The sequence below is a fragment of the Mesorhizobium sp. M0048 genome, assembly GCF_040323405.1.
Taxonomy (GTDB): domain Bacteria; phylum Pseudomonadota; class Alphaproteobacteria; order Rhizobiales; family Rhizobiaceae; genus Mesorhizobium.
The window spans coordinates 1-22420 of the sequence record NZ_JAMYUV010000068.1; the positions used below are offsets into that span (position 1 = coordinate 1).

Annotated in this window: 16 protein-coding genes and 5 pseudogenes; 7 read left to right on the forward strand and 14 right to left on the reverse strand. The window is 58.4% G+C overall.

Features of this window, described 5'->3' with window-relative positions:
* The 4 genes from NKJ84_RS30390 to NKJ84_RS30405 all read right to left on the reverse strand — a co-directional run.
* On the reverse strand, positions 1–388 hold a 388-nt coding region (locus NKJ84_RS30390), incomplete at its 3' end, for a biotin synthase BioB (protein WP_502904051.1).
* A gap of 153 nt (positions 389–541) precedes the next feature.
* Positions 542–2680, reverse strand: a complete 2139-nt coding sequence (scpA, locus tag NKJ84_RS30395) for a methylmalonyl-CoA mutase (RefSeq protein WP_352509521.1) — start codon at positions 2678–2680, stop codon at positions 542–544.
* Positions 2680–4683 carry an acetyl-CoA carboxylase biotin carboxylase subunit gene (locus NKJ84_RS30400; RefSeq protein ID WP_352509523.1) on the reverse strand — a complete coding sequence of 668 codons (2004 nt, stop codon included), beginning with the start codon at positions 4681–4683 and terminating at the stop codon, positions 2680–2682. Before NKJ84_RS30400 ends, scpA begins: the two co-directional genes overlap by 1 nt.
* A gap of 11 nt (positions 4684–4694) precedes the next feature.
* Positions 4695–6227 (reverse strand): acyl-CoA carboxylase subunit beta, encoded by a 1533-nt coding sequence (locus NKJ84_RS30405; protein ID WP_352509524.1) that lies wholly within the window; start codon positions 6225–6227, stop codon positions 4695–4697.
* Between the two features lie 217 nt (positions 6228–6444).
* Here NKJ84_RS30405 and NKJ84_RS30410 point away from each other — a divergent pair, with 217 nt between their 5' ends.
* From NKJ84_RS30410 to NKJ84_RS30420, 3 genes are all read left to right on the forward strand, one after another.
* Positions 6445–7857, forward strand: coding sequence for a helix-turn-helix domain-containing protein (locus tag NKJ84_RS30410; protein ID WP_352509525.1), 1413 nt, complete (start codon positions 6445–6447; stop codon positions 7855–7857).
* Between the two features lie 803 nt (positions 7858–8660).
* The gene (locus tag NKJ84_RS30415) at positions 8661–9005 is read left to right on the forward strand and encodes a LysR family transcriptional regulator (RefSeq protein ID WP_352509526.1); all 345 of its coding nucleotides are present in this window, start codon (positions 8661–8663) and stop codon (positions 9003–9005) included.
* Between the two features lie 623 nt (positions 9006–9628).
* Entirely contained in the window at positions 9629–9880 is a 252-nt protein-coding gene (locus tag NKJ84_RS30420) for a hypothetical protein (RefSeq protein ID WP_352509527.1), read from the forward strand.
* Positions 9881–9963: 83 nt separating this feature from the next.
* Here the strand turns inward: NKJ84_RS30420 and NKJ84_RS30425 are convergent.
* A pseudogene (locus tag NKJ84_RS30425) lies at positions 9964–10720 on the reverse strand (transposase); the annotation flags it as partial.
* Between the two features lie 9 nt (positions 10721–10729).
* Positions 10730–10890 (reverse strand): annotated as a pseudogene (locus NKJ84_RS30430) (IS1595 family transposase); the annotation flags it as partial.
* Positions 10891–11472: 582 nt separating this feature from the next.
* Here NKJ84_RS30430 and NKJ84_RS30435 point away from each other — a divergent pair.
* From NKJ84_RS30435 to NKJ84_RS30450, 4 genes and pseudogenes are all read left to right on the forward strand, one after another.
* Positions 11473–12624 carry a M24 family metallopeptidase gene (locus tag NKJ84_RS30435; protein WP_352509528.1) on the forward strand — a complete coding sequence of 384 codons (1152 nt, stop codon included), beginning with the start codon at positions 11473–11475 and terminating at the stop codon, positions 12622–12624.
* A gap of 131 nt (positions 12625–12755) precedes the next feature.
* Entirely contained in the window at positions 12756–13118 is a 363-nt protein-coding gene (locus NKJ84_RS30440) for a pyrroline-5-carboxylate reductase family protein (protein WP_352509529.1), read from the forward strand.
* A 115-nt stretch (positions 13119–13233) separates the two neighbouring features.
* Positions 13234–13455 (forward strand): annotated as a pseudogene (locus tag NKJ84_RS30445) (pyrroline-5-carboxylate reductase dimerization domain-containing protein); the annotation flags it as partial.
* Positions 13456–13469: 14 nt separating this feature from the next.
* Positions 13470–14549, forward strand: a pseudogene (locus tag NKJ84_RS30450) (Tn3 family transposase); the annotation flags it as partial.
* 39 nt (positions 14550–14588) lie between these two features.
* On the opposite strand, the pseudogene NKJ84_RS30455 reads toward NKJ84_RS30450, so the two are convergent.
* The 8 genes and pseudogenes from NKJ84_RS30455 to NKJ84_RS30490 form a co-directional block, all read right to left on the reverse strand.
* Positions 14589–15682 (reverse strand): annotated as a pseudogene (locus tag NKJ84_RS30455) (IS1595 family transposase).
* Positions 15683–15730: 48 nt separating this feature from the next.
* On the reverse strand, positions 15731–15919 hold the full coding sequence (locus NKJ84_RS30460) for a hypothetical protein (protein WP_352509530.1): 189 nt from the start codon (positions 15917–15919) through the stop codon (positions 15731–15733).
* Positions 15920–15994: 75 nt separating this feature from the next.
* A complete protein-coding gene (locus NKJ84_RS30465; protein WP_352509531.1) occupies positions 15995–16837 on the reverse strand; it encodes a sugar phosphate isomerase/epimerase family protein in 843 nt (280 codons plus the stop codon).
* A gap of 10 nt (positions 16838–16847) precedes the next feature.
* Positions 16848–17975 carry an S-(hydroxymethyl)glutathione dehydrogenase/class III alcohol dehydrogenase gene (locus tag NKJ84_RS30470; protein WP_352509533.1) on the reverse strand — a complete coding sequence of 376 codons (1128 nt, stop codon included), beginning with the start codon at positions 17973–17975 and terminating at the stop codon, positions 16848–16850.
* Positions 17976–18089: 114 nt separating this feature from the next.
* Positions 18090–18752 (reverse strand): GntR family transcriptional regulator, encoded by a 663-nt coding sequence (locus NKJ84_RS30475; protein ID WP_352509534.1) that lies wholly within the window; start codon positions 18750–18752, stop codon positions 18090–18092.
* A 100-nt stretch (positions 18753–18852) separates the two neighbouring features.
* Complete coding sequence (locus NKJ84_RS30480; protein ID WP_352509535.1) at positions 18853–20088, reverse strand: NAD(P)/FAD-dependent oxidoreductase; 1236 nt, start codon at positions 20086–20088, stop codon at positions 18853–18855.
* 185 nt (positions 20089–20273) lie between these two features.
* On the reverse strand, positions 20274–20594 hold the full coding sequence (locus NKJ84_RS30485; protein WP_352509536.1) for a Rieske 2Fe-2S domain-containing protein: 321 nt from the start codon (positions 20592–20594) through the stop codon (positions 20274–20276).
* Positions 20595–20723: 129 nt separating this feature from the next.
* On the reverse strand, positions 20724–21737 hold the full coding sequence (locus NKJ84_RS30490; protein WP_352509537.1) for a sterol desaturase family protein: 1014 nt from the start codon (positions 21735–21737) through the stop codon (positions 20724–20726).
* Positions 21738–22420 lie beyond the last annotated feature (683 nt).

Here is a 22420-nt window from a genome sequence, read left to right on the forward strand (position 1 = left end):
TCATGCAGGTCTCCATGCCCAGCGCCTTGACGCCTTCGACCATCGCCACCACCGCATCCATGTCGCGCGCCTTGGGGTTTCGCCAGGCCGCGCCCATGCAATATCGGGTGGCGCCGGCATCACGCGCCTTGGTCGCCTCGGCGATGACGCGCCGGACCTCCATCAGCTTCGACGCCTTCAGCCCGGTTTCGTGATACGCCGACTGGCTGCAATAGCCACAATCCTCCGGGCATCCGCCCGTCTTTATGCTGAGAAGGCGGCTCAGCTGGACCTTGTTGGGATCGAAATTCTGGCGGTGGATGCTATGGGCGCGATAGAGAAGATCGTTAAAGGTCAGCTCATACAACGCGACGTCCTCGTTGCGCCGTGGGTCGATTAGGTATTGCAGCGACGTCGCTCACACTCTTGTGTTCGGCAGCCAGAAGTGGCTGCTGACAGGCTGGCTGCTCAGGCAATTCGAGAGCCGTTGCGGTCCATTACATCGCCGCCGTCCGAACATGGACATCCCGAAGGGCTGCCGAAGGCTTGACGACGAGCGTCTTCATTGATTGCGACGCCTGCCTTCAAGGAGGTCCACAACCGCGCGCGCGGCATCCAAGATATGGGTTCCAGGGCCGAACACAGCGGCCACTCCATGGTCCATTAAGAACTGATAATCCTGACGCGGCACCACGCCACCGCAGACGACGATGATGTTTTCGGCACCCTTTGCTTTTAAGGCCTCGACGATCTGAGGTAGTAGTGTCTTGTGACCGGCCGCGAGCGAGGACGCTCCGATGACATGAACATGAGAAGCCATCGCCATGCTTGCTGCCTCCTCGGGCGTTTGGAAGAGCGGGCCGGCGACCACATCGAAGCCAAGATCGCCAAACGCCGATGCGATCACTTTGGCGCCACGGTCATGGCCATCCTGGCCAAGCTTGGCCACCATCAGCTTCGGCCGGCCGCCAAGCGACACGGAAACGTCCCTGATGCGGGACGTTAGGGTTTGGTATTCCGGCTCATTCTGGAAGGCGGCGCCGTAAACCTCCGAGGTCACCTCGGGGACAGCCGTGTGATCGCCGAAGGCGTGGCGCAGAGTGTCGGAAATCTCTCCCACCGTCGCGCGAGTGCGCACCGCTTCGACCGCTGCTTCGAGTATATTGCCGTTGCCGCTGGCAGCGGTCCCACCAAGCGCGGCAAGGGCTGCGTCGACGCGCTTGGGATCGCGCTGACGCTTTGTTTGTTCGAGACGGCGGATCTGCGCCTCGCGCACCGCCGCATTGTCTATCTCAAGAGCCTCGATCGGGGCCTCGTTTTCCAGGCGGTACTTGTTGACGCCGACGATCACCTCGTCGCCGAGGTCGATCGCCGCCTGGCGGCGGGTCGCCGCCGTCTCGATCAGGCGTTTTGGCAAACCGTCGATGACGGCCTTGGTCATGCCGCCGTTGGCCTCGATCTCCTCGATGAGCGCCCACGCCTTATCAGCAAGTTCGGCGGTCAGGCTTTCGACGTAATAGGAGCCGGCGAGCGGATCGATGACCTTGGTCACGCCGGTCTCGTGCTGGAGGATAAGCTGCGTATTTCGGGCGATCCGCGCCGAAAACTCGGTCGGCAGCGCGATCGCCTCATCGAAGGAGTTGGTGTGAAGTGACTGGGTGCCGCCGAGAACCGCGGCGAGCGCCTCATAGGCCGTGCGCACGATATTGTTGTAGGGATCCTGCTCCTGCAGCGACACGCCTGATGTCTGGCAGTGCGTGCGCAGCATCAGCGACGAAGGCTTCTTCGGTTGGAACTCTTCCATGATACGCGACCACAGGAGTCGCGCTGCCCGCAGCTTGGCGGCCTCCATGAAGAAATTCATCCCAATCGCAAAGAAAAACGAGAGCCGTCCGGCAAAATCGTCGACGTCGAGGCCCTTCTTCAACGCCGCGCGGACATATTCGCGCCCATCGGCCATGGTGAAGGCGAGCTCCTGTACCAGCGTCGCGCCCGCCTCCTGCATGTGATAGCCGGAGATGGAGATCGAGTTGAACTTCGGCATCTCCTTTGCGGTGTACTCGATGATATCGGCGACGATGCGCATCGAGGGTTCGGGCGGATAGATGTAGGTGTTGCGGACCATGAACTCCTTCAGGATGTCGTTCTGGATGGTCCCGGAGAGCTCGCCGCGCGGGCAGCCTTGTTCCTCGCCGGCGACGATGAAGCAGGCGAGGATCGGGATAACCGCACCATTCATGGTCATGGAGACGGAAATGTTGTTGAGCGGTATGCCCTCGAACAGAACCTTCATGTCCTCGACGGAATCGATTGCCACGCCCGCCTTGCCGACATCGCCGACCACGCGCGGGTGGTCGCTGTCGTAGCCGCGATGCGTGGCGAGATCGAAGGCGACCGAGACGCCCTGCTGGCCGGCGGCGAGCGCCTTTCGGTAGAATGCGTTCGACTCCCCAGCCGTCGAGAAGCCGGCATATTGCCGAATTGTCCACGGCCTGCCGGCATACATGGTCGCGCGTGGTCCGCGGACGAAGGGTTTCAGCCCGGGCAGGGTGGCGAGGTGGTTGATCCCATCCAAATCGTCTCCCGTGTAAAGCGGCTTGACGTCGATACCTTCGGGCGTGCGCCAGACCAGGGCGTCTGGTGAGGCCTTCAGCTCCCGTTCGGCAAGAGTGCGCCAGTCGGCGAGTTTGGGATCGGCCATCACTCGAACTCCAGAATGGGTTCGTCGACGGCAAGGCTTGCTCCCGCCTTGGCGGCGATCCGTTTGACGACGGCTCGTCGTTCGGCGCGCAGCACGTTCTCCATCTTCATGGCCTCGACGGTGGCGAGCACCTGTCCAGCCTCAACCGACTCGCCTTCGGACACCGCAATCTTGGTGACCACACCGGGCATCGGGCAAAGCAGCAGCCTGGAGGTGTCCGGCGGCTGCTTCTTCGGCATCAACAGCGCGAGCTCGGCGATAGGCGGGCTGCGTACATGGGCGACAACATCCATTCCGCGCCAGCGCAGTCGGTAGCCAGTTCCTGACCGCGACGTCTTGATCGACGCGGACTCAGTGCCAACTTGAAAGTGCGCCATATGCCGTCCCGGCAGCCAATCGCTAACAACGCTCAGGGCCGAGCCGTCATCGAATGACACCGCGGTTGTGTCTTCCTGATCGCGCACCGCGATTGCGAAGGCATGGCTGCCAAGCGTCACGATCCAATCACGTGAGACCTTGCGACGATGATTGTCCATCGCTCCGGAGATCTGGACATTGCGGTGCTGGAGTTTCCAGTTGATATGTGCCGCAACCGCCGCGAGCTTGTGCTCATCCGCATCGGTCGGAAATACACCTGCGAAGCCGTCCGGAAACTCCTCGGCGATGAAGGCTGTGCTTAGCCGCCCCTCGCGAAACCGGGGATGGTTCATGACGGCGGAGAGAAACGGCAAGTTATGGCCGATGCCTTCCACTTCGAAATCATCCAGCGCAGCAGCCATTGCGTCGATTGCGCCCGGCCGATCGGGCGCCCAGGTGCAGAGCTTGGCGATCATGGGGTCATAGTGCATCGAGATTTCCGAGCCCTCGACCACACCGGTATCGTTGCGGATGAGTGAGCCGTCCGTCCGCGCCCCTTCGGCGGGCGAACGATAGCGTGCCAGACGACCGATCGAGGGCAGGAAGCTGCGATACGGGTCTTCGGCGTAGAGCCGGCTTTCGACCGCCCACCCGTTCAGCCTTACGTCCTCTTGGGCAAAGCGCAGCTTTTGGCCGGCGGCGATGCGGATCATTTCCTCGACCAGATCGATGCCGGTTACAAGTTCGGTGACCGGATGCTCGACCTGAAGCCGGGTGTTCATCTCGAGGAAGTAGAAGTTGCGGTCGCGGTCAACGATGAATTCGACTGTACCTGCCGAGTGGTAACCGACCGCCCTGGCAAGAGCGATGGCTTGCTTTCCCATCGCATGCCGAGTGGCCTCGTCGAGAAACGGTGATGGGGCTTCCTCGATGATCTTCTGGTTGCGCCGCTGGATCGAGCATTCCCGTTCGCCAAGGTAGACGATGTTGCCGTACTGATCGCCGAGCACCTGGATTTCGATGTGACGTGGCTCGGTCACGAATTTCTCGATGAAGATCCGGTCGTCGCCAAAGGCGTTCTTCGCCTCGTTTCGCGAGGAGTGAAATCCTTCGCGTGCCTCGACCTCGTTCCAGGCAATGCGCATGCCCTTGCCGCCCCCGCCTGCGGATGCCTTGATCATGACCGGAAAGCCGATCTCAGCGGCGATGCGCACCGCTTCCTCTGCATCCTCGATCACGGCCATGTGGCCGGGCACAGTGGAGACGCCGGCAGATGCCGCGATCTTTTTTGACGTGATCTTGTCGCCCATCGCCTCGATGGAGACGGGCGAGGGCCCGATGAAAGCGATGCCATTGGCTTTGAGCGCGTCGGCGAAATTCGAATTCTCGGACAGGAATCCGTAGCCCGGATGAACCGCGTCAGCGCCCGTGGCGGTGACGGCATCGAGGAGGTTGGCGATGCGAAGATAGGACTGGGCTGAGGCGGCGGGACCGATATGAACCGATTCATCCGCCTGCCGGACGTGCAAGGCGTCGCGGTCAGCGTCGGAGTACACGGCAACGGTGGCAATGCCAAGCTTCTGCGCCGTCTTGATCACCCGGCACGCGATCTCGCCACGATTGGCAATCAGGATCTTCTTGAACATTTTTTGCATACTCAAAGCGGGATGGTGTCGTGCTTCTTCCAGCGCGTCTCGACGCTTTTTCCGCGCAGAGCGGCAAAGGCACGTGCGATCCGCTTGCGTGAGGAATGTGGCATGATCACTTCATCGATGAAGCCGCGCTCGGCGGCAATGAAGGGGTTGGCGAAACGCTGCTCGTATTCCCTGGTGCGAGCAGCAAGCCTCTCGGGATCGCCAAGTTCGGACCGATAGAGGATCTCGGCAGCGCCCTTTGCGCCCATCACCGCGATTTCTGCGGTCGGCCAGGCGTAGTTGATGTCGGCACCAATATGTTTGGAAGCCATGACGTCATAGGCCCCGCCATAAGCTTTGCGCGTGATCAACGTGACCATCGGTACGGTCGCCTGGGAATAGACAAACAGCAGCTTGGCGCCGTGCTTGATGACGCCGCCATATTCCTGGGCGGTGCCTGGCAGGAAACCTGGCACGTCGACGAGCGTCAGAATTGGGATGTCGAAGGCGTTGCAGAAGCGAACGAAACGCGCCGCCTTGCGGGAGGAATCAATGTCGAGGCATCCGGCCAGCACCATAGGCTGGTTTGCCACCACCCCCACTGTCCTGCCCTCGATGCGAACGAATCCGGTGATGATGTTACGAGCGAATGCGGCTTGAAGCTCGAAGAAGTCGCCTTCATCGGCGATTGCCGTGATCAGTTCCTTCATGTCGTAGGGTTTGTTGGCGATCTCCGGCGCCAGCGTGTCGAGACGTAACTCGATGCGTTCCGGATCGTCATAGAACGGCCGCACGGGCGGCTTTTCCCGATTGTTCAGCGGCAGGAAGTCAAAGAGGTGCCGAACCTCTTCCAAAGCCTCGATATCGTTTTCGAAAGCCCCGTCCGCAACAGAGGATTTTTGGGTGTGCGTTGCGGCACCGCCCAGTTCCTCCGCGGTCACGATCTCGTTTGTGACCGTCTTGACCACATCGGGCCCGGTCACGAACATATAGGAGGAATCTCGAACCATGAAGATGAAGTCGGTCATGGCCGGGGAATAGACCGCACCGCCGGCGCACGGCCCCATGATCACCGAAATCTGCGGGATGACGCCAGAGGCATCGACATTGCGCTTGAAGACATCGGCGTAGCCGGCAAGTGAAGCGACACCCTCCTGGATGCGCGCGCCGCCGGAATCGTTGAGGCCGATCACCGGCGCCCCGTTGCGCACCGCCATGTCCATAATCTTGCAAATCTTCTGGGCGTGTGTCTCCGACAGCGATCCGCCAAGCACCGTGAAGTCCTGAGAGAAGACGTAAACAAGCCTGCCGTTGATCGTACCCCAGCCTGTGACCACGCCATCGCCGGCGACCTTCTGTTCAGCCATGCCGAAGTCCGTGGCGCGATGCGTGACATACATGTCGTATTCTTCGAAGGAGCCTTCATCGAGAAGCACCACGAGGCGCTCTCGGGCCGTCAGCTTGCCCTTGGCGTGTTGGGCATCGACACGCTTCTGCCCTCCGCCCATGCGAGCCTGCGCACGACGGATCTCGAGTTGTTCGAGAACGGCTCGCATCAGCGGCCAGCCTTCGGTTCAAAGTTCAAAGCCGTCGGCAACGGCGTCGCGGCGAGCCGGCTTTGCAGCGAACTCGGGTTTGCTTGGCTGGACAATCGCATGAACGCCTCCACTGGAATTACGCTCCGCTTAGTTCGTCGGCAATGAACGGGAAAGGCTTGACCGGGTGCGATTGCAAAATGTATGGAATTGCAAACAGCAACATGCGAATTTGCAAATGGCTAACGGCAAGCTTTTCATTGGGCGGCGCGTGCGCGAACTGCGGGAGGCGAGCAAGGCCACCCAGGCGGTCTTCGCCGAGCGTCTGGGGATATCGAACAGCTATTTGAACCAGATAGAAAACAACCAACGACCTGTGTCAGCCGCAGTGCTTCTTGCGCTGGCCGAGAAATTCCAGGTCGATATCGCTTCGATCGGCGGCAGTGAGGCCGACCGGCTGCTCTCGGCACTGAGCGAGGCACTTGCTGACCCGGTATTCGGCGGTATTTCAGCCGGATTTCAGGAACTTAAGCTCGTTGCCCAAAACGCACCGTCTTTCGCTCATGCGCTGATCAGGTGTCATCAGGCGTATCGCAGAAATAGCGAGCAGCTTGCCAGCTTCGACGACCAGCTGATCCGAACCAATGCTTTTGCCGAGCCGACACCTTATGAGGAAGTGCGGGATTTCTTTCATTTTGTTGACAACTACATCGATGAGCTCGACCGGGCGGCCGAGCATCTGGCGAAAGCCCTGGGCGTGCCGGATCGAGACGTCGGTACGGCGTTGGCAGATCACCTGGAGCAGCAGCATCACGTTCGCCTTGCGCGTGCTTGCAACGGCGAGCGGTTGATCAGGCGCTTCGACGCTTCGGCGCGCGTGCTGTACTTGAACTCATACTCACCTGCGCCGACGCGCAGTTTTCAGATGGCTCTCCAGATCGGCGCCTTGGAGCACCGGACGGAAATCGACGCGCTCATCGAGCGAGCGCGCTTCCGTACCTCCGAAGCGGCAGAAATATGCAGGATAGGCCTCCAGAATTATTTTGCCGGCGCGCTAATGTTACCATACCGTCCGTTCCTGGCTGCGGCAAAAGACCTTCGGCACGACCTCCATCTGCTCGCAGTGCGTTTCGGCGCCAGCCTTGAGCAGGTGGCGCATCGCCTTTCGACGTTGCAAAGACCTCGGATGAAGGGCGTCTCGGTTTTCTTCGCGCGCATCGACCGAGCTGGCAACATCACCAAGCGCCACAGCGCCGCGAAGTTGCAGTTCGCGCGCTACGGCGCGGCTTGCCCGTTGTGGAACGTTCATCAGGCGTTCGAAACCCCAGGCCGCATGAATTGCCAGTTGGCCGAGACGCCAGACGGTGTGCGTTATCTCAGCATCGCCACCGAAATCACCAAGGCGGACGGTGGATTTGGCTCTCCACATCGACGCTATGCGATCGCGCTCGGATGCGAGATTTCCGATGCGGGCGATTTCGTCTATGCTGACCGGCTGGATTTTGCCAACGGCTCAGCGTTCGAGCCCATCGGCGTTTCATGTCGCATTTGTGAGCGGATAAACTGCATCCAACGTGCCGTTCCGCCGCTCCAGAGCACGATTACGATCGACCACGACCGACGCAGCGAACTGCCGTATACGATTTGCTGATTCGAGTGTGACAGCCGGAAAGTGCCACATTTCCACTCAAGCCGTCTTCCGAGTACTCGAGACAAATCGCAACGCACCTCCTTCGACTTGCATCGGGTTCGATTCTGCTGCTGAACGGACTTTGGAAATCGGCAGATGGTGCCTTAGCTGCGACCAACGAGATGAAATGCCTCGGCTTTAACTTGAGAACTCATGAAAAATGGCGTGCGATAGTCACGGAGCGAATTGAGCTGGTTCGCAACGGTTGACGACAAGCAAGGCGACCTCTTGAGCGCAACAGGAGCAACCAAGGCCCTGATGCCGCCGACATCACGGCAAGAATGGGTGGCACGCCGCTGGTGTGCCTCACGCCAACACAACGCCGATCGCCAAGCTGCTCGATCCCCCTGCGACGTGGTGCTGGTCGGCGACAGCGTCGGCATGTTCTCCACGGCCCTCCCAAGTATCCGGGCTTCTTCATGCTCCTCATCCGGTGACCGAATCCTACTTCGTCAACGTGAACGATACCGCGCATCTCCATTCACAGACCCTTTGTCCGAAGCTGGACAACAATGTCGGAAACCCGACGAAACGGGCGGGCGGGCGGACCTGTCGGTATTGGGACGAGCGGAGCGTTGCGCCAACAGGCACGCAACTTGCGTGGGTCATGGCGGACGGCCGCAGTTCGATCACGGAGCCTAGTATTGACTAATTAGTCTCTCAACTTTAGCGCGTGCAGACTCGTGGCAGTCCTTTATGGGCCAGAGGACGACATCGATACCCGGTCGTTCGGTTCACGACTGCCGATCTGATTGGAGTGTTCAATGGCCCATCGCTATTATGATCTCCTTTCCCTCACTGTCCTCACTGCCCTTGAAGTATTCGAGGCATCGGCACGCCTTCGTTCGCTTGAGCTTGCAGCTTCCGAGTTGAACGTGACATCGGGAGAGATCAGTCGACAGATCAAAATCATTGAGGACGAGCTTGGTGTTCAGCTGTTTGTGGGGCCAGGAACCGGCGTGGTGCTTACCAGCACTGGCAAGGACCTCTATACCGAGCTGGCAAGCATTTTTTCCAAGGCATCTGATGTCGTCACGACCATAAAACGCGCCGGTCGCTCCCAGATGTCACGATTGCCTCCACCGATGCGTTCGCGTCGATCTGGCTGATACCGCGCATGCCGTGCCTTGGGGCACAGCACGATGATATTACCGTCGATGTTTCTGACATCTTTCGCTGAGAACACGTCCTTTAACACCTCGAGCTGCATACATGCGGTGAGACGTTCCGGCTTGTAACGCGGGGGCTCCCAAAATCCATGGCAAGACCATTGTGGAGCGTGCCACCTGGTTCAAGCAAAACGCTCAGAAAGTTCGCGCGACTAACGCCGCGCTGAGGTAAGCTGCGCATCCGCTATGGCTTCGGCTCGTGGCCTAACGACAGATCGGAGACCACCCACATCAAGTGAATACCGGCAACCGTCGATAACAGCCAGGTGACCATAGCGAGTCATAGTCAAAATGGCCGGCACGGGCCGTGACAAATCAATGGGCATCGAACTGTGGCCCATGGAAAGCGGTCATACACGACCACTTTAAACATGGAGACGACGAGCCAATCCCATCCTGGCGCGAGGATCAGGATGGGCAAATCGATCTTTTCAGTGGAGGCAACATTCGGCTGGAGAATGGACACCGCAAAAATGCCCTACCTCAGTTTCGATGGATTGCAAGAAGAAGATTCGCGCGCTGACTTTTGATGTGCCTCGATTCTTTGAGGCAGTCGGGCAGTCTTGAGGGCAACGTCGCTCTTCGAGGAGAGCGATCCCCTGCCGCTGATCAGCGCTGAAAGTCTTGGCCTCGGAGTGCATGGACGGAAGACATTGCGCAATGAAATTCCGGATGGCACTTTTAATATTTTGGGCATGACTGAAAAAACGATAGATCAGTTGAAGGATCTACTGAGCGGACTTGCCCGAATGGCCGAACGCAGCGGCATACTGGCATTTCTGGTTGGTAGCTGCGGCGCGACAATGAAGCTGTGAGCGCGTATTGCCTCGCCGTGGAATGCTCCCGACCGACATTGTCCGTTGCCTTATCATAATGTTCCCGACGACTGGGATCCGGATCAATTCGTAATCGGCTCAATTGCCGGCTCGAACTGCATCGCGCCGAACATCATTGCGTGCGCCTTTTCCTTTCGCCAGATCTTCAAGCGGCGCTGCAACGTGCGCAGCAACTGATCGGGATATTGCCCCGGACGCTCCGCCTGCAGACGCTCCAGCAATTCGCGGCTCGTCCGCCAGGGCTCTTCGTCAAACCAGGCTTGCAGTTCTTTGGTGACGAGGGCGAAGGGATCCGGTCGCCGACGGCCCCGTTTTTTGCTTCGGCTTGGCTTTCGCGGTTGGGCGGATTTCACCCTCCTTCCAAGCCGTCCGCAGGCCCGACGGGAACCGGTCGAGAGATGGATCGGCCGCCACAACCGATGGGGTGCCAGACCTGTCGGCGATGTCGACGAGGCGCCGCTGCGCCATCCGCATCTTGCTCAGCAACCGAACAGGGTCCAGCCGCGCATATGTTTACGCGAGTGCGGCGCGAACCGGTTCCGGCGTCCGCGGATCCGCCAGCAATCGTTGGCAGGGCGTCGCCGGGCGATGATAACGCTTGCGCACGCGGGTGCCGTCCCGCTCCTTTGCGGCCAGCTTGAAGGAGGGCTGGAAGAAGTTCACGAACAGCCGCACCGTCGCATAGAGCTGCGCGAGGGCTGCGTCAGCTTGAAGCCCTCCAGCCGACGATAGCCGACGATAGCCGACGATGCGGCGCACCACCGCACCGTTCTTCTGCTCGACAAAAGCCTGATCATTCTTGCGGTACGGCCCGCAGCGCGCCTCCCACAGCGCGATCGAGCGTTTGTACCCGCAGTCGGGCAGATCCTGCATCCGGCCACACCATGCTTTCCAGCAATCGTCGGCAATGCCTCCTCATCGCGGAATGCCACGATCATTTCTTCAACGGTCCGAATATTGGAAAGGGCCGCAAGCATTGTTTCAGGCATTTTCATCTCCTGGGACCACGCCAAAGAATCGCATTCGAATGCTTCATCTGCAAGCGAATCGCTGTCTTTGGTTGATAAAGGCCGTCGCAAGAAAGGCAGCGTGGAACGGTGGGCCGGGGAGTTTGCGGAGCCGCCCTGGCGGCGATCGCGGTATGCCGACCTATACACATCTTCATTTCGCTCTCGCTGCTAGCCGTGTTTTCGACCCGGTTTGACCGACAAGGCGGTAGAATCGATCTTGATCTGACATAAACGACCGGTTAGATGTATATAGCTTCGCGGGTACGATGGAGACCGGTAATAGCATGTCAAGCTCATTCGGCGGCCATTGCGTAGAATTTCGGAAGAGGGCCCACCTTGCCCTCCAGCGGGAGAGCGGCATGAAGACTATATGGTCAACCACAATGGCGGACTCGGAGAACTTCGCGCTCAAGTAGAGACAGGCAATGTCACCTGAGGTGTTGTAGACATGGAGATGCAGGACATTGTTCGCGCTTGCGACACCGTGATGCCATCAGCGAAGTGTCTTGGTCTGACCAAATAAACCGACGACAGAGTTCTAATCATCTGGAGACTTATACGATGCTTGATGAAGCACGATCGAGAGCGCACGCCCTGCAGGATCGTCTGCGCAGCGAGGGAATTGAACTCGCAATCTTTACCGACGAGAGTTCAATTGCTTACCTCGCCGGGTTCTGGGGTTATCTCTCCGTCGAATTCGGCCGCCCTACCTTCCTCCTCGTCCGCCCGGACGAGGAGCCTACCGTTATCACGCCGCTCATGGAGCATGAGATGGTGTCCAAGATGACGTGGGTCCAAGACGTCCGCGGCTGGGAAGATTCGGGCGCGAACCGATGGGAAAACGTCCTGCGTGTGGCTGTCGGCAAGAGGCCCGAGTCCCTTTGGGTCGAATCCAATTTCATTCCGGCGATCGTCCGGAATTTCCTTGACGAGGAATTTGAGGGTATCCCCCTGAAGAACATCTCCCGCATCCTCGGCGAGATGCGAATGATCAAATCGGCGGCGGAAATCGAGGTGATGAGACAGGCCGGCCAAATCGCAGGTGCGATGATGGCAGCTGCCCACCAGTCACTTGAAATCGGAGCGCCAGAGTATGAATCCGCTCTTGCTGTTATGGCCGCCGGCACCCGCAAGGCGGCCGGGTTCCTGACGGCTAAAGGTTGGGAGGCATTCGTCTCGCCCCTCATCCACAATCTGCAAATCATGCAATCGGGTGCCGATACGTCGATGGTGCATCGCCGTTCGAGCACCAAACTGCTGGCGAAAGGCGACCCTGTATACTTCTGCTTCTGTAACATGGCGCAGTTCAAGCAGTACAAGCTCGGTTTCGACCGAATGTTCTTCGTTAAGGAGGCGACTGATGAGGCAGTAAAAGTTCAGCAGGCAGCGATCGACGCGCAACATGCGGCGTTGCGCTCAATCCGCGCCGGTGTCACTGCGGAAAGCGTCGCGCAGGCAGCCAACGATTGCTACGCGGCGGCTGGCTACACCACTGGCTATCGCACTGGCCGTTCGATCGGGGTCGCGTATCTCGAGGCTCCCGAGCTGAAGGCGGGCGACAAAACGATTCTCAGGCCCGGCATGACCTTTGCGGTCGATGGCGGCATTAGCCTCGACGGCCGTCTCGGGGGACGCATTGGAGACTCGATCGTCATTACCGAGACCGGCTTTGAGTATCTGACCGATTATCCGCGGAAGATCCTCTACTCCTGATCCGATATGATACTGAAGCAGAATCCCGGCTGTCTTTCAGAGTTGCGCTCAAGCGAATGTGCACTTGAAATGCGGCTCGCGGACCTCGATGAGGCGCTCAGCAGCAGCGTATTTGAGACGGGAGCTGCCACATGGACATGCCCACAATCGGGGTTGTTGGAACCGGAGACTTCGCCGCGTATCTAATTGCCGCCCTGCGAAAGGGCGGCTATCGTGGCCGAATTCTCCTCTCGCCGCACAGCCGGGTTAAGGCGCAAACGCTTGCCGCCACGTATAGCTGCACCTTAGCCGCGGACAACTCGAGTATGCTCGCCGAGGCCGACTGGATCCTTCTCGCGGTGCGGCCCGAACAGCTTGCCAACGCGCTGTCGAATTTGGCTCTACGCTCAGGGCAGGTTTTAGTATCGGCCGTTGCCGGCGTCACAATTGCAGAATTGCATGCGGCAAAGGGCCACGACATACGTGGTCCGCATCATGCCATCGAGTTACATTGAAACCACCAATGAAGGCCTTATTCCTATATATCCCGCATCTCATGATGTCGAAGCGGTGCTGGCCGCGGCGGGCAAGGTCGTGACTTTCGATACGGAAGACCAGTTCGAACTTGCTATGGCCGGCGCCTGCCTCGCCGGCTGGGCGTATCGATTTATCGCTGCTCTCGAGGCCTGGTTCGTAGTGCACGGGCTTACGCCCGCTCAAGCCCGACTGTTAGTTGCGGGCAATATTGCGGGCGCTACCGGCTATGCCCTAGCGCGGCAGGATGCCTCTCTTGGGATCGTCTCTGACGGGATCGCAACGCCAGGTACCTACACAAAGGCCGGGCTCGACCATCTTCTCAAAACGAAGGCCGCTTTGCCCATCAGATTGGCGGGATGCGCACCTTCCATGCCCGATCGGAAACCTATCGCGCCGCTCAGGTCCTGCATCACCGACGCACATACCCTGCACTCGCATTCCCGTGTGTGGGGCAACGGGACGACCGCGTCGTCCGACGGACAGTTCTTCCGTGCGAGCGACCGCGCAGCAAAACGCGGCGACGTCAATCTGCACTATGGCAGCGAACCGGGATCGAAATTCTACAGCCACCTGTCGGACCAGTACGGCTACTTCAGCATCCTACCCATCAGCCCAACTGAAAGCGAAGCGGCCTATGTGCTCGACGGGCTATTCGACCAGGAAACGATCCTGGACATCCAGGAGCATTTTACCGACACCGGCGGCGCGAGTGATCACGTCTTCGGACTGTTCGCCCTTGTCGGCAAACGTTTCGCGCCTCGGCTACGCAACCTCAAAGATCGAAAGTTTCACAGAGAAGGGCGACGCCTACCCGGCGCTGACGAGCCACATAGGAGCACCGATCAACACCGCGTTGATCCTAGACCATTGGGACGACCTGCTGCATCTGGCCGCATCGATAGCGACGCGCGCCGTCGTCCCCTCGACGATCCTTGAAGAAGCTCTCTGCGTCTCCGAAGGAAAGCCAGTTGGCCAAGGCGCTGCGGGAACTCGGCCGGATCGAGCGATCTCTGTTCATGATCGAATGGTATTCCAGCCCGGCCTTGCGCCGGCGGTGCCAAGCCGGCCTCAATAAGGGCGAGGCCGCCCACAAACTGAAGCGCGCGGTGTTCTTCCACGAGCGCGGCGAAATCCGTGATCGCTCATTCGAGAGCCAGGCATTCCGCGCTTCCGGTCTCAATCTCGTCGTCAGCGCCATCGTCCATTGGAACACCGTCTATCTTGACCGCGCAGCCACACACCTGCGCATGGCGGGTCGGACGATCCCGGATGGCGTGCTCAAACACATCTCACCGCTCAGTTGGGAACACATCAACCTAACAGGCATCTACACCTGGGATTCTGAACACCAGATGCCCGAAGGCTTCAGATCGCTTCGCTTGCCAGCACCAATCCGACGGGCAGCGTGATGTTCATATTTCGTTCGGCCTTAGCGTACGATGCCTTTATCAACCAAAGACAGTGACGCCCGATTTGATGACGATACCTCCATCTGGGCTTCGTCGCATCTGACGTCCAATCGCTGCGCAAAAGACGTTCGGCAACTGTAGCGCCGGCGGCACGCGCGACCACAGGGTTCGCACGCTCTCCCGGCCATGCCGGGTTTTGCGAATGACGTTTCCTGTGACGACGCGCTGCGACCATCGGAAGCCGATCTCGTGGAAATACAGGTCGGCATGCTGCGGGCTGATATGATGAAAGACGCCGGCGATGGTACGGCGGACGCGGGAGTTGAAGCCCTCAACCGAATTGACGTGGACGGCGTCGCGAACATACTCACCACTGGAATGCTTCACGGTCTCGTGCTTGGCAAAGCTCTCACCAATGGCCATGAATGCTTTCCACTCGTCGCTCATCAAATGAGCGCCCGATTCGATCTGCGCTTCAATGACGCGTTCGCTTGCTCGCGCTGAGAGACCGGTCACGACCGCGGCACGCGCGTCACCGGCCAGAGTGCCAGGCATGACGTCAGTCGGCCGCCGAACCATTGCCATAACTGGCGTTTTGTCCGTATTCGCCTGACCTTTCCGGCCGCGGCCCGGAGGTGGGTCGTCGTGATTCTTTCTGGGCCTTCCGCCGAGATGGAAATGATCGATCTCCACCGTGCCGGCTAGCATGTTCTCCCGCGCCACCATGAGACGCAGTGCATGTCCAATCCGCCAGGCTGTTGGCTGGCTCACCCCGAGCGCCTCGGCCAGGCGCACCGACGACAAGCCCTTGTCGGATTGCAGTAACAGCCACATGGCCTTCAGCCAAACACGCAAGGGAAGCTCGTGGAGTGCAAAGGCGTGTGTGTCGTCACTGTGAACTGGAACCGGCAATCGCCGCTGGAGCATTGATAGAGACCCGGCCGGGCGCGCCGCTTGCCGGTATCGCGGCCGGCTATCGCAATCGAGCGTTTGTATCCGCAGGCGGGGCAGATCCGGCCATCCGGCCACACCATGCTTTCCAGCAACCGACGGCAATGCTGTTCATCACGGAAGGCCGCGATCATTTCTTCAACAGTCCGAATGCTGGAAAGGGCTGCAAACATTTCAGGCATTCTCACCTCCTTCAGGTCAGCCCGAAGAATCGCATGAAAGGCCATAGGCTACAAGGACATTGCGGTCTTTGGTTGATAAAGGCCGCGTACGATTTTGAGCAGCTCTTGTTCTGACCCCGAATATGCAGCGCCAAACATGTGCTCTTCGAGCTCGCTTTCACGCCACGCCTGGTCAAAAATCGCAGCGGCTTCGGCGCGATCATATTCGACGCCTTCGCCGAGTTGGCGAACGAACACGAATGTCGTTGATCGGAATTGGCACCGATACGGAAAAGCCCTTCATCCCCTTTCGCATGATCTCGACATGCGGGCTTATGTGCCCGTTTGTGCTGACGCAGCCCAAATTCCCGTCACGAGGTCCCGCATCAGCAGTGCTTCAGCCCAACGGTCCGTCGAGTCATTGGCAGCACTCGTTGTGATTGCGTAAGGGCGCGGCCCAAGCTCACAAGTAAAGCTTAATTGGGCGTCAAAACCCGCGCGGCGGCGCCAACTTTCGAACCCATAGCGCCACCAGCCAGCGAATAAATTCACCCACACCTGATGATGGGGAAATGAGATCTCGATCTGGACCTGTTCGCGCGATGCAACGCGACCGTGAAATGCCCAGGATGAATCTAAAATTCTTTCGATGAGCAGATGGTTTTCGTCGCTCACTGGCCAAGCAAATTCGCGACCTACAAGAAAATGCGACAAGTCCGCAAGCAGCGGCATGGTTGGCACGGCTTCCAGCAGATCGAGTGTGAAGAAGAGGTCCGTCGTGAGCCGATTGCGGTGCGTCTCAAAATAAAGCGGGAGGCCAGCGCCGTCGCCGATCTTCATCCACCGCTCAATAAGTTCGATCCCGTCGTTCAGTCGACGCAGTCTTACGTCGGGTTGCACATTGAAATGCAGAGCACCAAGCTCACCAGCAAAATCGATTTGCCGCCGCAAATCATCATCGCTCGCAGGGAGCCCGCACGCTTCGACAAGCAGGTCGGTTCCGCCGAGGGCCTGTTTGATCGCCTGAGTCTGCTCCCTACTGCTGACGAAAATGCTTACGCCATCAAAGGACGCTTCTGCAATCATTCGGAGGTTTTCGTCTAGAGTTCGCTCGAACCCATCGGGTTCGCGTCGTTCCATTGCCCAGATGGATTGAAGTACCTTGAGTTGCTGCATCGCACTTTCCTCAGTAAACGACGACGCTCCTGATCGACTTGCCCTCATGCATGAGGTCAAAACCCTTGTTGATGTCTTCCAGCTTCAGCGTGTGGGTGATCATCGGGTCGATCTGGATCTTGCCGTCCATGTACCAGTCGACGATTTTCGGCACATCGGTGCGGCCGCGCGCGCCGCCGAAGGCGGTGCCCATCCAGCTGCGCCCGGTGACCAGCTGGAACGGCCGCGTCGAGATCTCCTGGCCGGCGCCGGCGACGCCGATGACCACCGACTTGCCCCAGCCGCGATGCGAGGCCTCCAGCGCCTGGCGCATCACCTTGGTGTTGCCGGTGCAGTCGAAGGTGTAGTCGGCGCCGCCGATCTGGTCGGCGCCGCGCTTGGTCATGCTGACCAGATGAGGAACGACATCGCCGTCGATCTCCTTCGGATTGACGAAATGCGTCATACCGAATTTCTCGCCCCACGGCTTCTTGTCGTTGTTCAAGTCGACGCCGATGATCATGTCGGCGCCAGCGAGCTTCAGGCCCTGGATGACGTTGAGGCCGATGCCGCCGAGGCCGAAGACGACGGCCGTCGCCCCTTGCTCGACCTTGGCGGTGTTGATCACCGCGCCGATGCCGGTGGTGACGCCGCAGCCGATGTAGCAGATCTTGTCGAAGGGAGCGTCGGGGTTGACCTTGGCCAGAGCGATCTCGGGCAGCACGGTGAAGTTGGAGAAGGTCGAGCAGCCCATATAGTGAAAGAGCTTGTCCTTGCCGATCGAGAAGCGCGACGAGCCGTCGGGCATCAACCCTTTGCCCTGCGTGGCGCGGATGGCGGTGCACAGGTTGGTCTTGCGCGACAGGCAGGACGGGCACTGCCGGCATTCCGGCGTATAGAGCGGAATGACATGGTCGCCCTTCTTGACGCTTGTGACGCCCTTGCCGACATCGACGACGATGCCGGCGCCTTCATGGCCGAGAATCGCCGGGAAGAGACCCTCGGGATCGGCGCCCGACAGCGTGAACTCATCGGTGTGGCAGATGCCGGTCGCCTTGATCTCGACCAGCACTTCGCCATCGCGCGGACCGTCGAGTTGCACGGTCATGATTTCGAGAGGCTTTCCAGCCTGAACAGCAACAGCGGCGCGTACGTCCATATACAAATTCCCCCTGGTATGGTGCTTGCGAGAAAAATTCAGCCGTAGCCGTTGTGCGTTCTGCCCGCCTACAGTGGGCAGATGGCTGGCATCAGAAGTCGGGCAGAAGCGGTGCTAAGCTTGCTGCTTTGATGAGATCCGCTTCCAAGAAAACTTTATGTAGTTTCGTTTGATGTAACCGATCGCCTCGATGTCATTCTCTCGCATTGCTGTGAGCAGGTCAGTTATCTCCAGCTGTAGCAATCGAACCGCATCTGGCCAGATGTCCCGGGACATTTCGTACCATGCCCGGGCCGCCCTAAAGTAAAGATTATGCCACACGTCAAGGAAGACTCTATTCAGCAAGAGATCGCTAATCGCGAAGTGGAGAATGTGGTTGATTTGCCAATGCTCACCGACCTCGAATTTCTCTGCTAAATTGTTCGACCGGTTAAGCAAAGTCTCTAACACAGCCACATCCGCTCTCGTCGCATCACGTGCTCCAATTCGCCCAAAAAGCTGCGCCATTTCGATCCTAAGGTTAAACACCTCACGCAATTGAACGGGGTCAAAAGGTGTCACGAAAGTACCGATGCCGTTTCTCACCTCCACGAGTCCTTCAATCGACAGGCGCTGGAAAGCTTCACGCACTGGTGTCCGACTGACGTGGAATTCAACGGCGATATCATTCTCGCGAAGCATTGCTCCTGGAGCGTACTCTAAAAGGCAAATACGATCTCTCAACAGGTCGTGGATCTCGATCGCACCTACCTTCTTTGATTCCTCTTCTCCGCTCATTCTCAGCAACTCCAATTGTCACTTGCTCCGCTTTTCCGAACATGTCGGTATCAGATCAACTTGCTAGGTCATTGCTTTAGGGCGGCGGCCGCCTTCTATGCTAACTCGCTAAAGATTTGATGGCGATTGCCGGATTTGCAAGCGCGTCGGCATCTGGGCGAATACGCCGCCCAATCATCGTCTCGGCGATGCGTATATCCTTACTTATGGTGGCAAGACTGCCAAATCCGCAGGCCGCCACTAACCGTCCGTCCGGGGCCAAGTAAAAGCAGATCTGCCCCTTGTCGCCAAGATCCCTGTTAATAGCGGCATCAGAATTACTATAAATTCCAGCAATCTGGAGCGTCTCGTCGTACTGGTCTGACCAGAACCACGGGACACTCTCATACGCCGAGCCCGACCCCAACATGTTGGCCGCTGCCATCGCGCCTTGTTGCCATGCATTCCGCCACACCTCTAGCCGCACTCGTTCGCCGTAAAGACGATGCGGGAAAGAACAACAGTCGCCGGCCGTAAAAATGTCAGGATCGGAGGTAGCAAGAGTGTCGCTCGCCGCAATCCCTTTTTCGATCGCCAGCCCGGCTGCCTGTGCAAGTTCTACGTTTGGGACCGCACCGACTCCGACCAGCACTAGATCGGCAGGGAATGAGCGACCGTCGGCCAATGATACCAGAGATTGCTCTTCGACGGCCTCGATACCAGCAACCGTAGCATCCAGTTCAATGCGTACGCCGGCGTCCAGGTGCTTTGCTTTAATCCGCTCAGCGATGCTGGCGGGAACCGCTCTCATGAGCAGTCGTGGGCCGGCCTCAAGCACCGTCACAGAGGCGCCCCTGGATACTGCACTTGCAGCAACTTCAAGCCCGATGAAACCGCCACCGATCACTACGACACCACATCCTGGCCTGAGGGTCTGTCGAATAGCTACAGCGTCGGCGTAGGTGCGAAGTGTAACCATGCGACATTCTGGGTCGACTGGAACACCTAGCGTTCGCGGGCGGGCGCCGGTTGCCAAGAGCAAACGCTCGTAAGCTAAGAGTTCGCCTCCTTGAAGCGACACGGTATTTGTCGCCCGATCGATCGATAGAACGTTGACCCCTGCAAGGTATTCGATTGCCAATTCTCTCAACCGCTGGGCAGTGATAAGGAACTTCGGTCCGCTATCTTCGCCCTCGGTCAAAAGGCCTTTTGATAGTGGCGGCCGTTCATATGGTAGCGTAGCTTCACTGCCGATCAGAATGACGCGCCCGGGCCACTTTCCCTGCCTTAAGGCAACAGCCGCAGCCGTTCCGGCCTCGCCCGCACCGACAATTATCATGGCACGTTCTTGTTTCATGCTGGCAGTCCAACAATGTTACCGCACCGGATGGCCAATCGTTGCTCAACAATCTCCGGTCCCACAGCTTGCTCTTCATAATTTTTTTGGTCCCACGATTTAACAGGATACCTTATTTCGCTCGCAAAGCGTGCCGTTGCGGCCAGGTATCCATGCGACATCTTACTTCTCCCCGTAAGGTCCATTCAGATCTTGATGAACACAACATTGGAATCCACCTTGATCTCGTACCGTCGTAGATCGACACAAGCGGGCAAAGCCCGGGCCTCGCCAGTTCGGTAGTCGAACGTCCCAAAATGCTTGGGACATTCGATGATGTTACCGTCGACTATGCCGTCTGCGAGATGAACTTTTTCATGGCTACAATGCCCGTCAATCGCGAAGAAGGTACCCTCTAGCGACCGGATGATCGCAAACGAGCGCCCTCCATGGTCGAACCGCATTGCTTCCTCGGGCGCTAACGCGTCCGAGGTGCACACCTCGACCCACTCTCCTATTTTTGTCATGTTCTTTCCTCTCGAATCTAGTTGGCAATGCAAACACGGCTACCGATGATGTGGAATCGCCGGGCCAACTAGCAGCAGAACAGCGCTAATCGGTGCATCCAAATTTGGAGAAGTGCAGGCTGGGAGAACCTATACCTTGGACCCGCTACGGTGGAAGTTCTTGGCTTTCGTTCGTTTGTACATCGCCTCGTCGGCCTCCTGTGAGCCATCGTGCGCGGTACCGAACCACTCATCGAAGGGAATTAACGTGTCGCCGTAGTTTACCTCAAAATACCTGTGATGCAGGTAGTGGTAGTAACCATCGGAATCGAGATGCTTACCGCCTTCGGAAACGATCTTGTCGAAGCCCAGATGGCCCAACGCCGGGATTAGCGCCTGGATCATGAGGCAGAACATCACGTTCATCGGATGAGAGGGCACGAGGAAAAAGAACAGCACTCCCGAGAAATAGAGGACGTGCTCAAACGTATGCATCGACAAGCCCGACCATGGCCCTGGATTAACGTTATTGTGATGCACCTTGTGGATGATGTGGTAGAGAGGCCCAACGTGGATCAAACGGTGGACCATGTAAAACTGCAGCTTCAACCAAGCCGGTGTTATAAAGAGTAGACCGACAAAGTAGCTTGAGTGCTGCGTTATATCCATTTGCATGGTGTAACCATTCGAATACATCCACCACGCGAGCACCTCGTACGCCGTCCAGACAGGCACACCACTACACATGGTCCAAAAGACATTTTCGGCGGTCTGGCTCCGGAACAGAAATACGGAATTGTCGGTGTCGGGCCACTTCGAATTGTATTTGAAGTTTGTGTCCTGGCGACGCTGGATGTAGAGCAGCATGTGCAGTCCACCATATACAAGCAAGGCTAGCGCGGCGTTGCGCAGGAGAATGGCCCCCACCCAGCCGATGCTGAACTCTCCCATCGTATCCGTTGTCGGCGTTAGATAAACCCACGCGACAACGGAGATGCCGATCAGGAGCGCGTTCCAGGGCCAAAGATATCCAGGAAACCCGAACATCCATACGAGAAACTTTCTCGGTTGGGCCGGCCATACGAACAAGGGCTCGCGCGCGGGTCGCTTATGAGGTGACCACTGCCCGCGCTTGTCACGACTTCCATACAGCTTGTCGTCCATTCGGTTCTCCGTTGGCGAGCTCTGCGCCGCTTAATTCGAAGATAGTGATGTATACAGCTGTACAACGCGTTCTGCGTGATGTCAAGGTTTTTTCCCATATTAACAGGGTTTTCCGCGTAGTTTGCCGACGTCCTAGTCGTCAGCTGTGTATAGCTTGGGCGCGAGGCCTGGTGCTGAGGGCAGGGGTTCCCAGTGGCCGCTGCGCAGCCCGCATAATCCCTGAGCGCAGGATGGCGCGTGTAGTGCCTTACGGTAGCGCCTTGGGGCCGCGGTACCGGACAAACCAATTGGACTGGTGCTGCAAGGCGGTTACGCCGGCGCAACTTGAGTATCCGCGAACCGGGATGGAGAGGATCCGGAATCCTCGTCCCGAGCGATCTGACTATCAGCTTAAATGTGCGGTTCTCAAATCTCTGGTAGGTTGCCTGAGCCAGCCCAATCTACGAAAATCCTCGTCGGGGAACTGGCTTTCGTTGGAAAATTACCTCAGCTCCGCCAGGCCTGCTTCGTTCGGCAGGAATGCACTGCAGAAACCGCGGGAGACCGGCTCCATTCTTGTGTCTCCGCTGTCGATCACGTGACTAGAGCACGTCCTGTGATCGATGAATCGATTGTGATGTGACGGCTGCGTTTTGTGCTGATTCAACATCCACCTCGATGGAGGTGGACGATGGGAAGAGCAT

Bases quoted from the DNA above. Each gene is read 5' to 3' on its own strand.
- scpA (WP_352509521.1), bottom strand. From the start codon at position 2,680: ATGGCCGATCCCAAACTCGCCGACTGGCGCACTCTTGCCGAACGGGAG.
- NKJ84_RS30400 (WP_352509523.1), bottom strand. From the start codon at position 4,683: ATGTTCAAGAAGATCCTGATTGCCAATCGTGGCGAGATCGCGTGCCGG.
- NKJ84_RS30405 (WP_352509524.1), bottom strand. From the start codon at position 6,227: ATGCGAGCCGTTCTCGAACAACTCGAGATCCGTCGTGCGCAGGCTCGC.
- NKJ84_RS30410 (WP_352509525.1), top strand. From the start codon at position 6,445: ATGGCTAACGGCAAGCTTTTCATTGGGCGGCGCGTGCGCGAACTGCGG.
- NKJ84_RS30415 (WP_352509526.1), top strand. From the start codon at position 8,661: ATGGCCCATCGCTATTATGATCTCCTTTCCCTCACTGTCCTCACTGCC.
- NKJ84_RS30435 (WP_352509528.1), top strand. From the start codon at position 11,473: ATGCTTGATGAAGCACGATCGAGAGCGCACGCCCTGCAGGATCGTCTG.
- NKJ84_RS30440 (WP_352509529.1), top strand. From the start codon at position 12,756: ATGGACATGCCCACAATCGGGGTTGTTGGAACCGGAGACTTCGCCGCG.
- NKJ84_RS30465 (WP_352509531.1), bottom strand. From the start codon at position 16,837: ATGCAGCAACTCAAGGTACTTCAATCCATCTGGGCAATGGAACGACGC.
- NKJ84_RS30470 (WP_352509533.1), bottom strand. From the start codon at position 17,975: ATGGACGTACGCGCCGCTGTTGCTGTTCAGGCTGGAAAGCCTCTCGAA.
- NKJ84_RS30475 (WP_352509534.1), bottom strand. From the start codon at position 18,752: ATGAGCGGAGAAGAGGAATCAAAGAAGGTAGGTGCGATCGAGATCCAC.
- NKJ84_RS30480 (WP_352509535.1), bottom strand. From the start codon at position 20,088: ATGAAACAAGAACGTGCCATGATAATTGTCGGTGCGGGCGAGGCCGGA.
- NKJ84_RS30485 (WP_352509536.1), bottom strand. From the start codon at position 20,594: ATGACAAAAATAGGAGAGTGGGTCGAGGTGTGCACCTCGGACGCGTTA.
- NKJ84_RS30490 (WP_352509537.1), bottom strand. From the start codon at position 21,737: ATGGACGACAAGCTGTATGGAAGTCGTGACAAGCGCGGGCAGTGGTCA.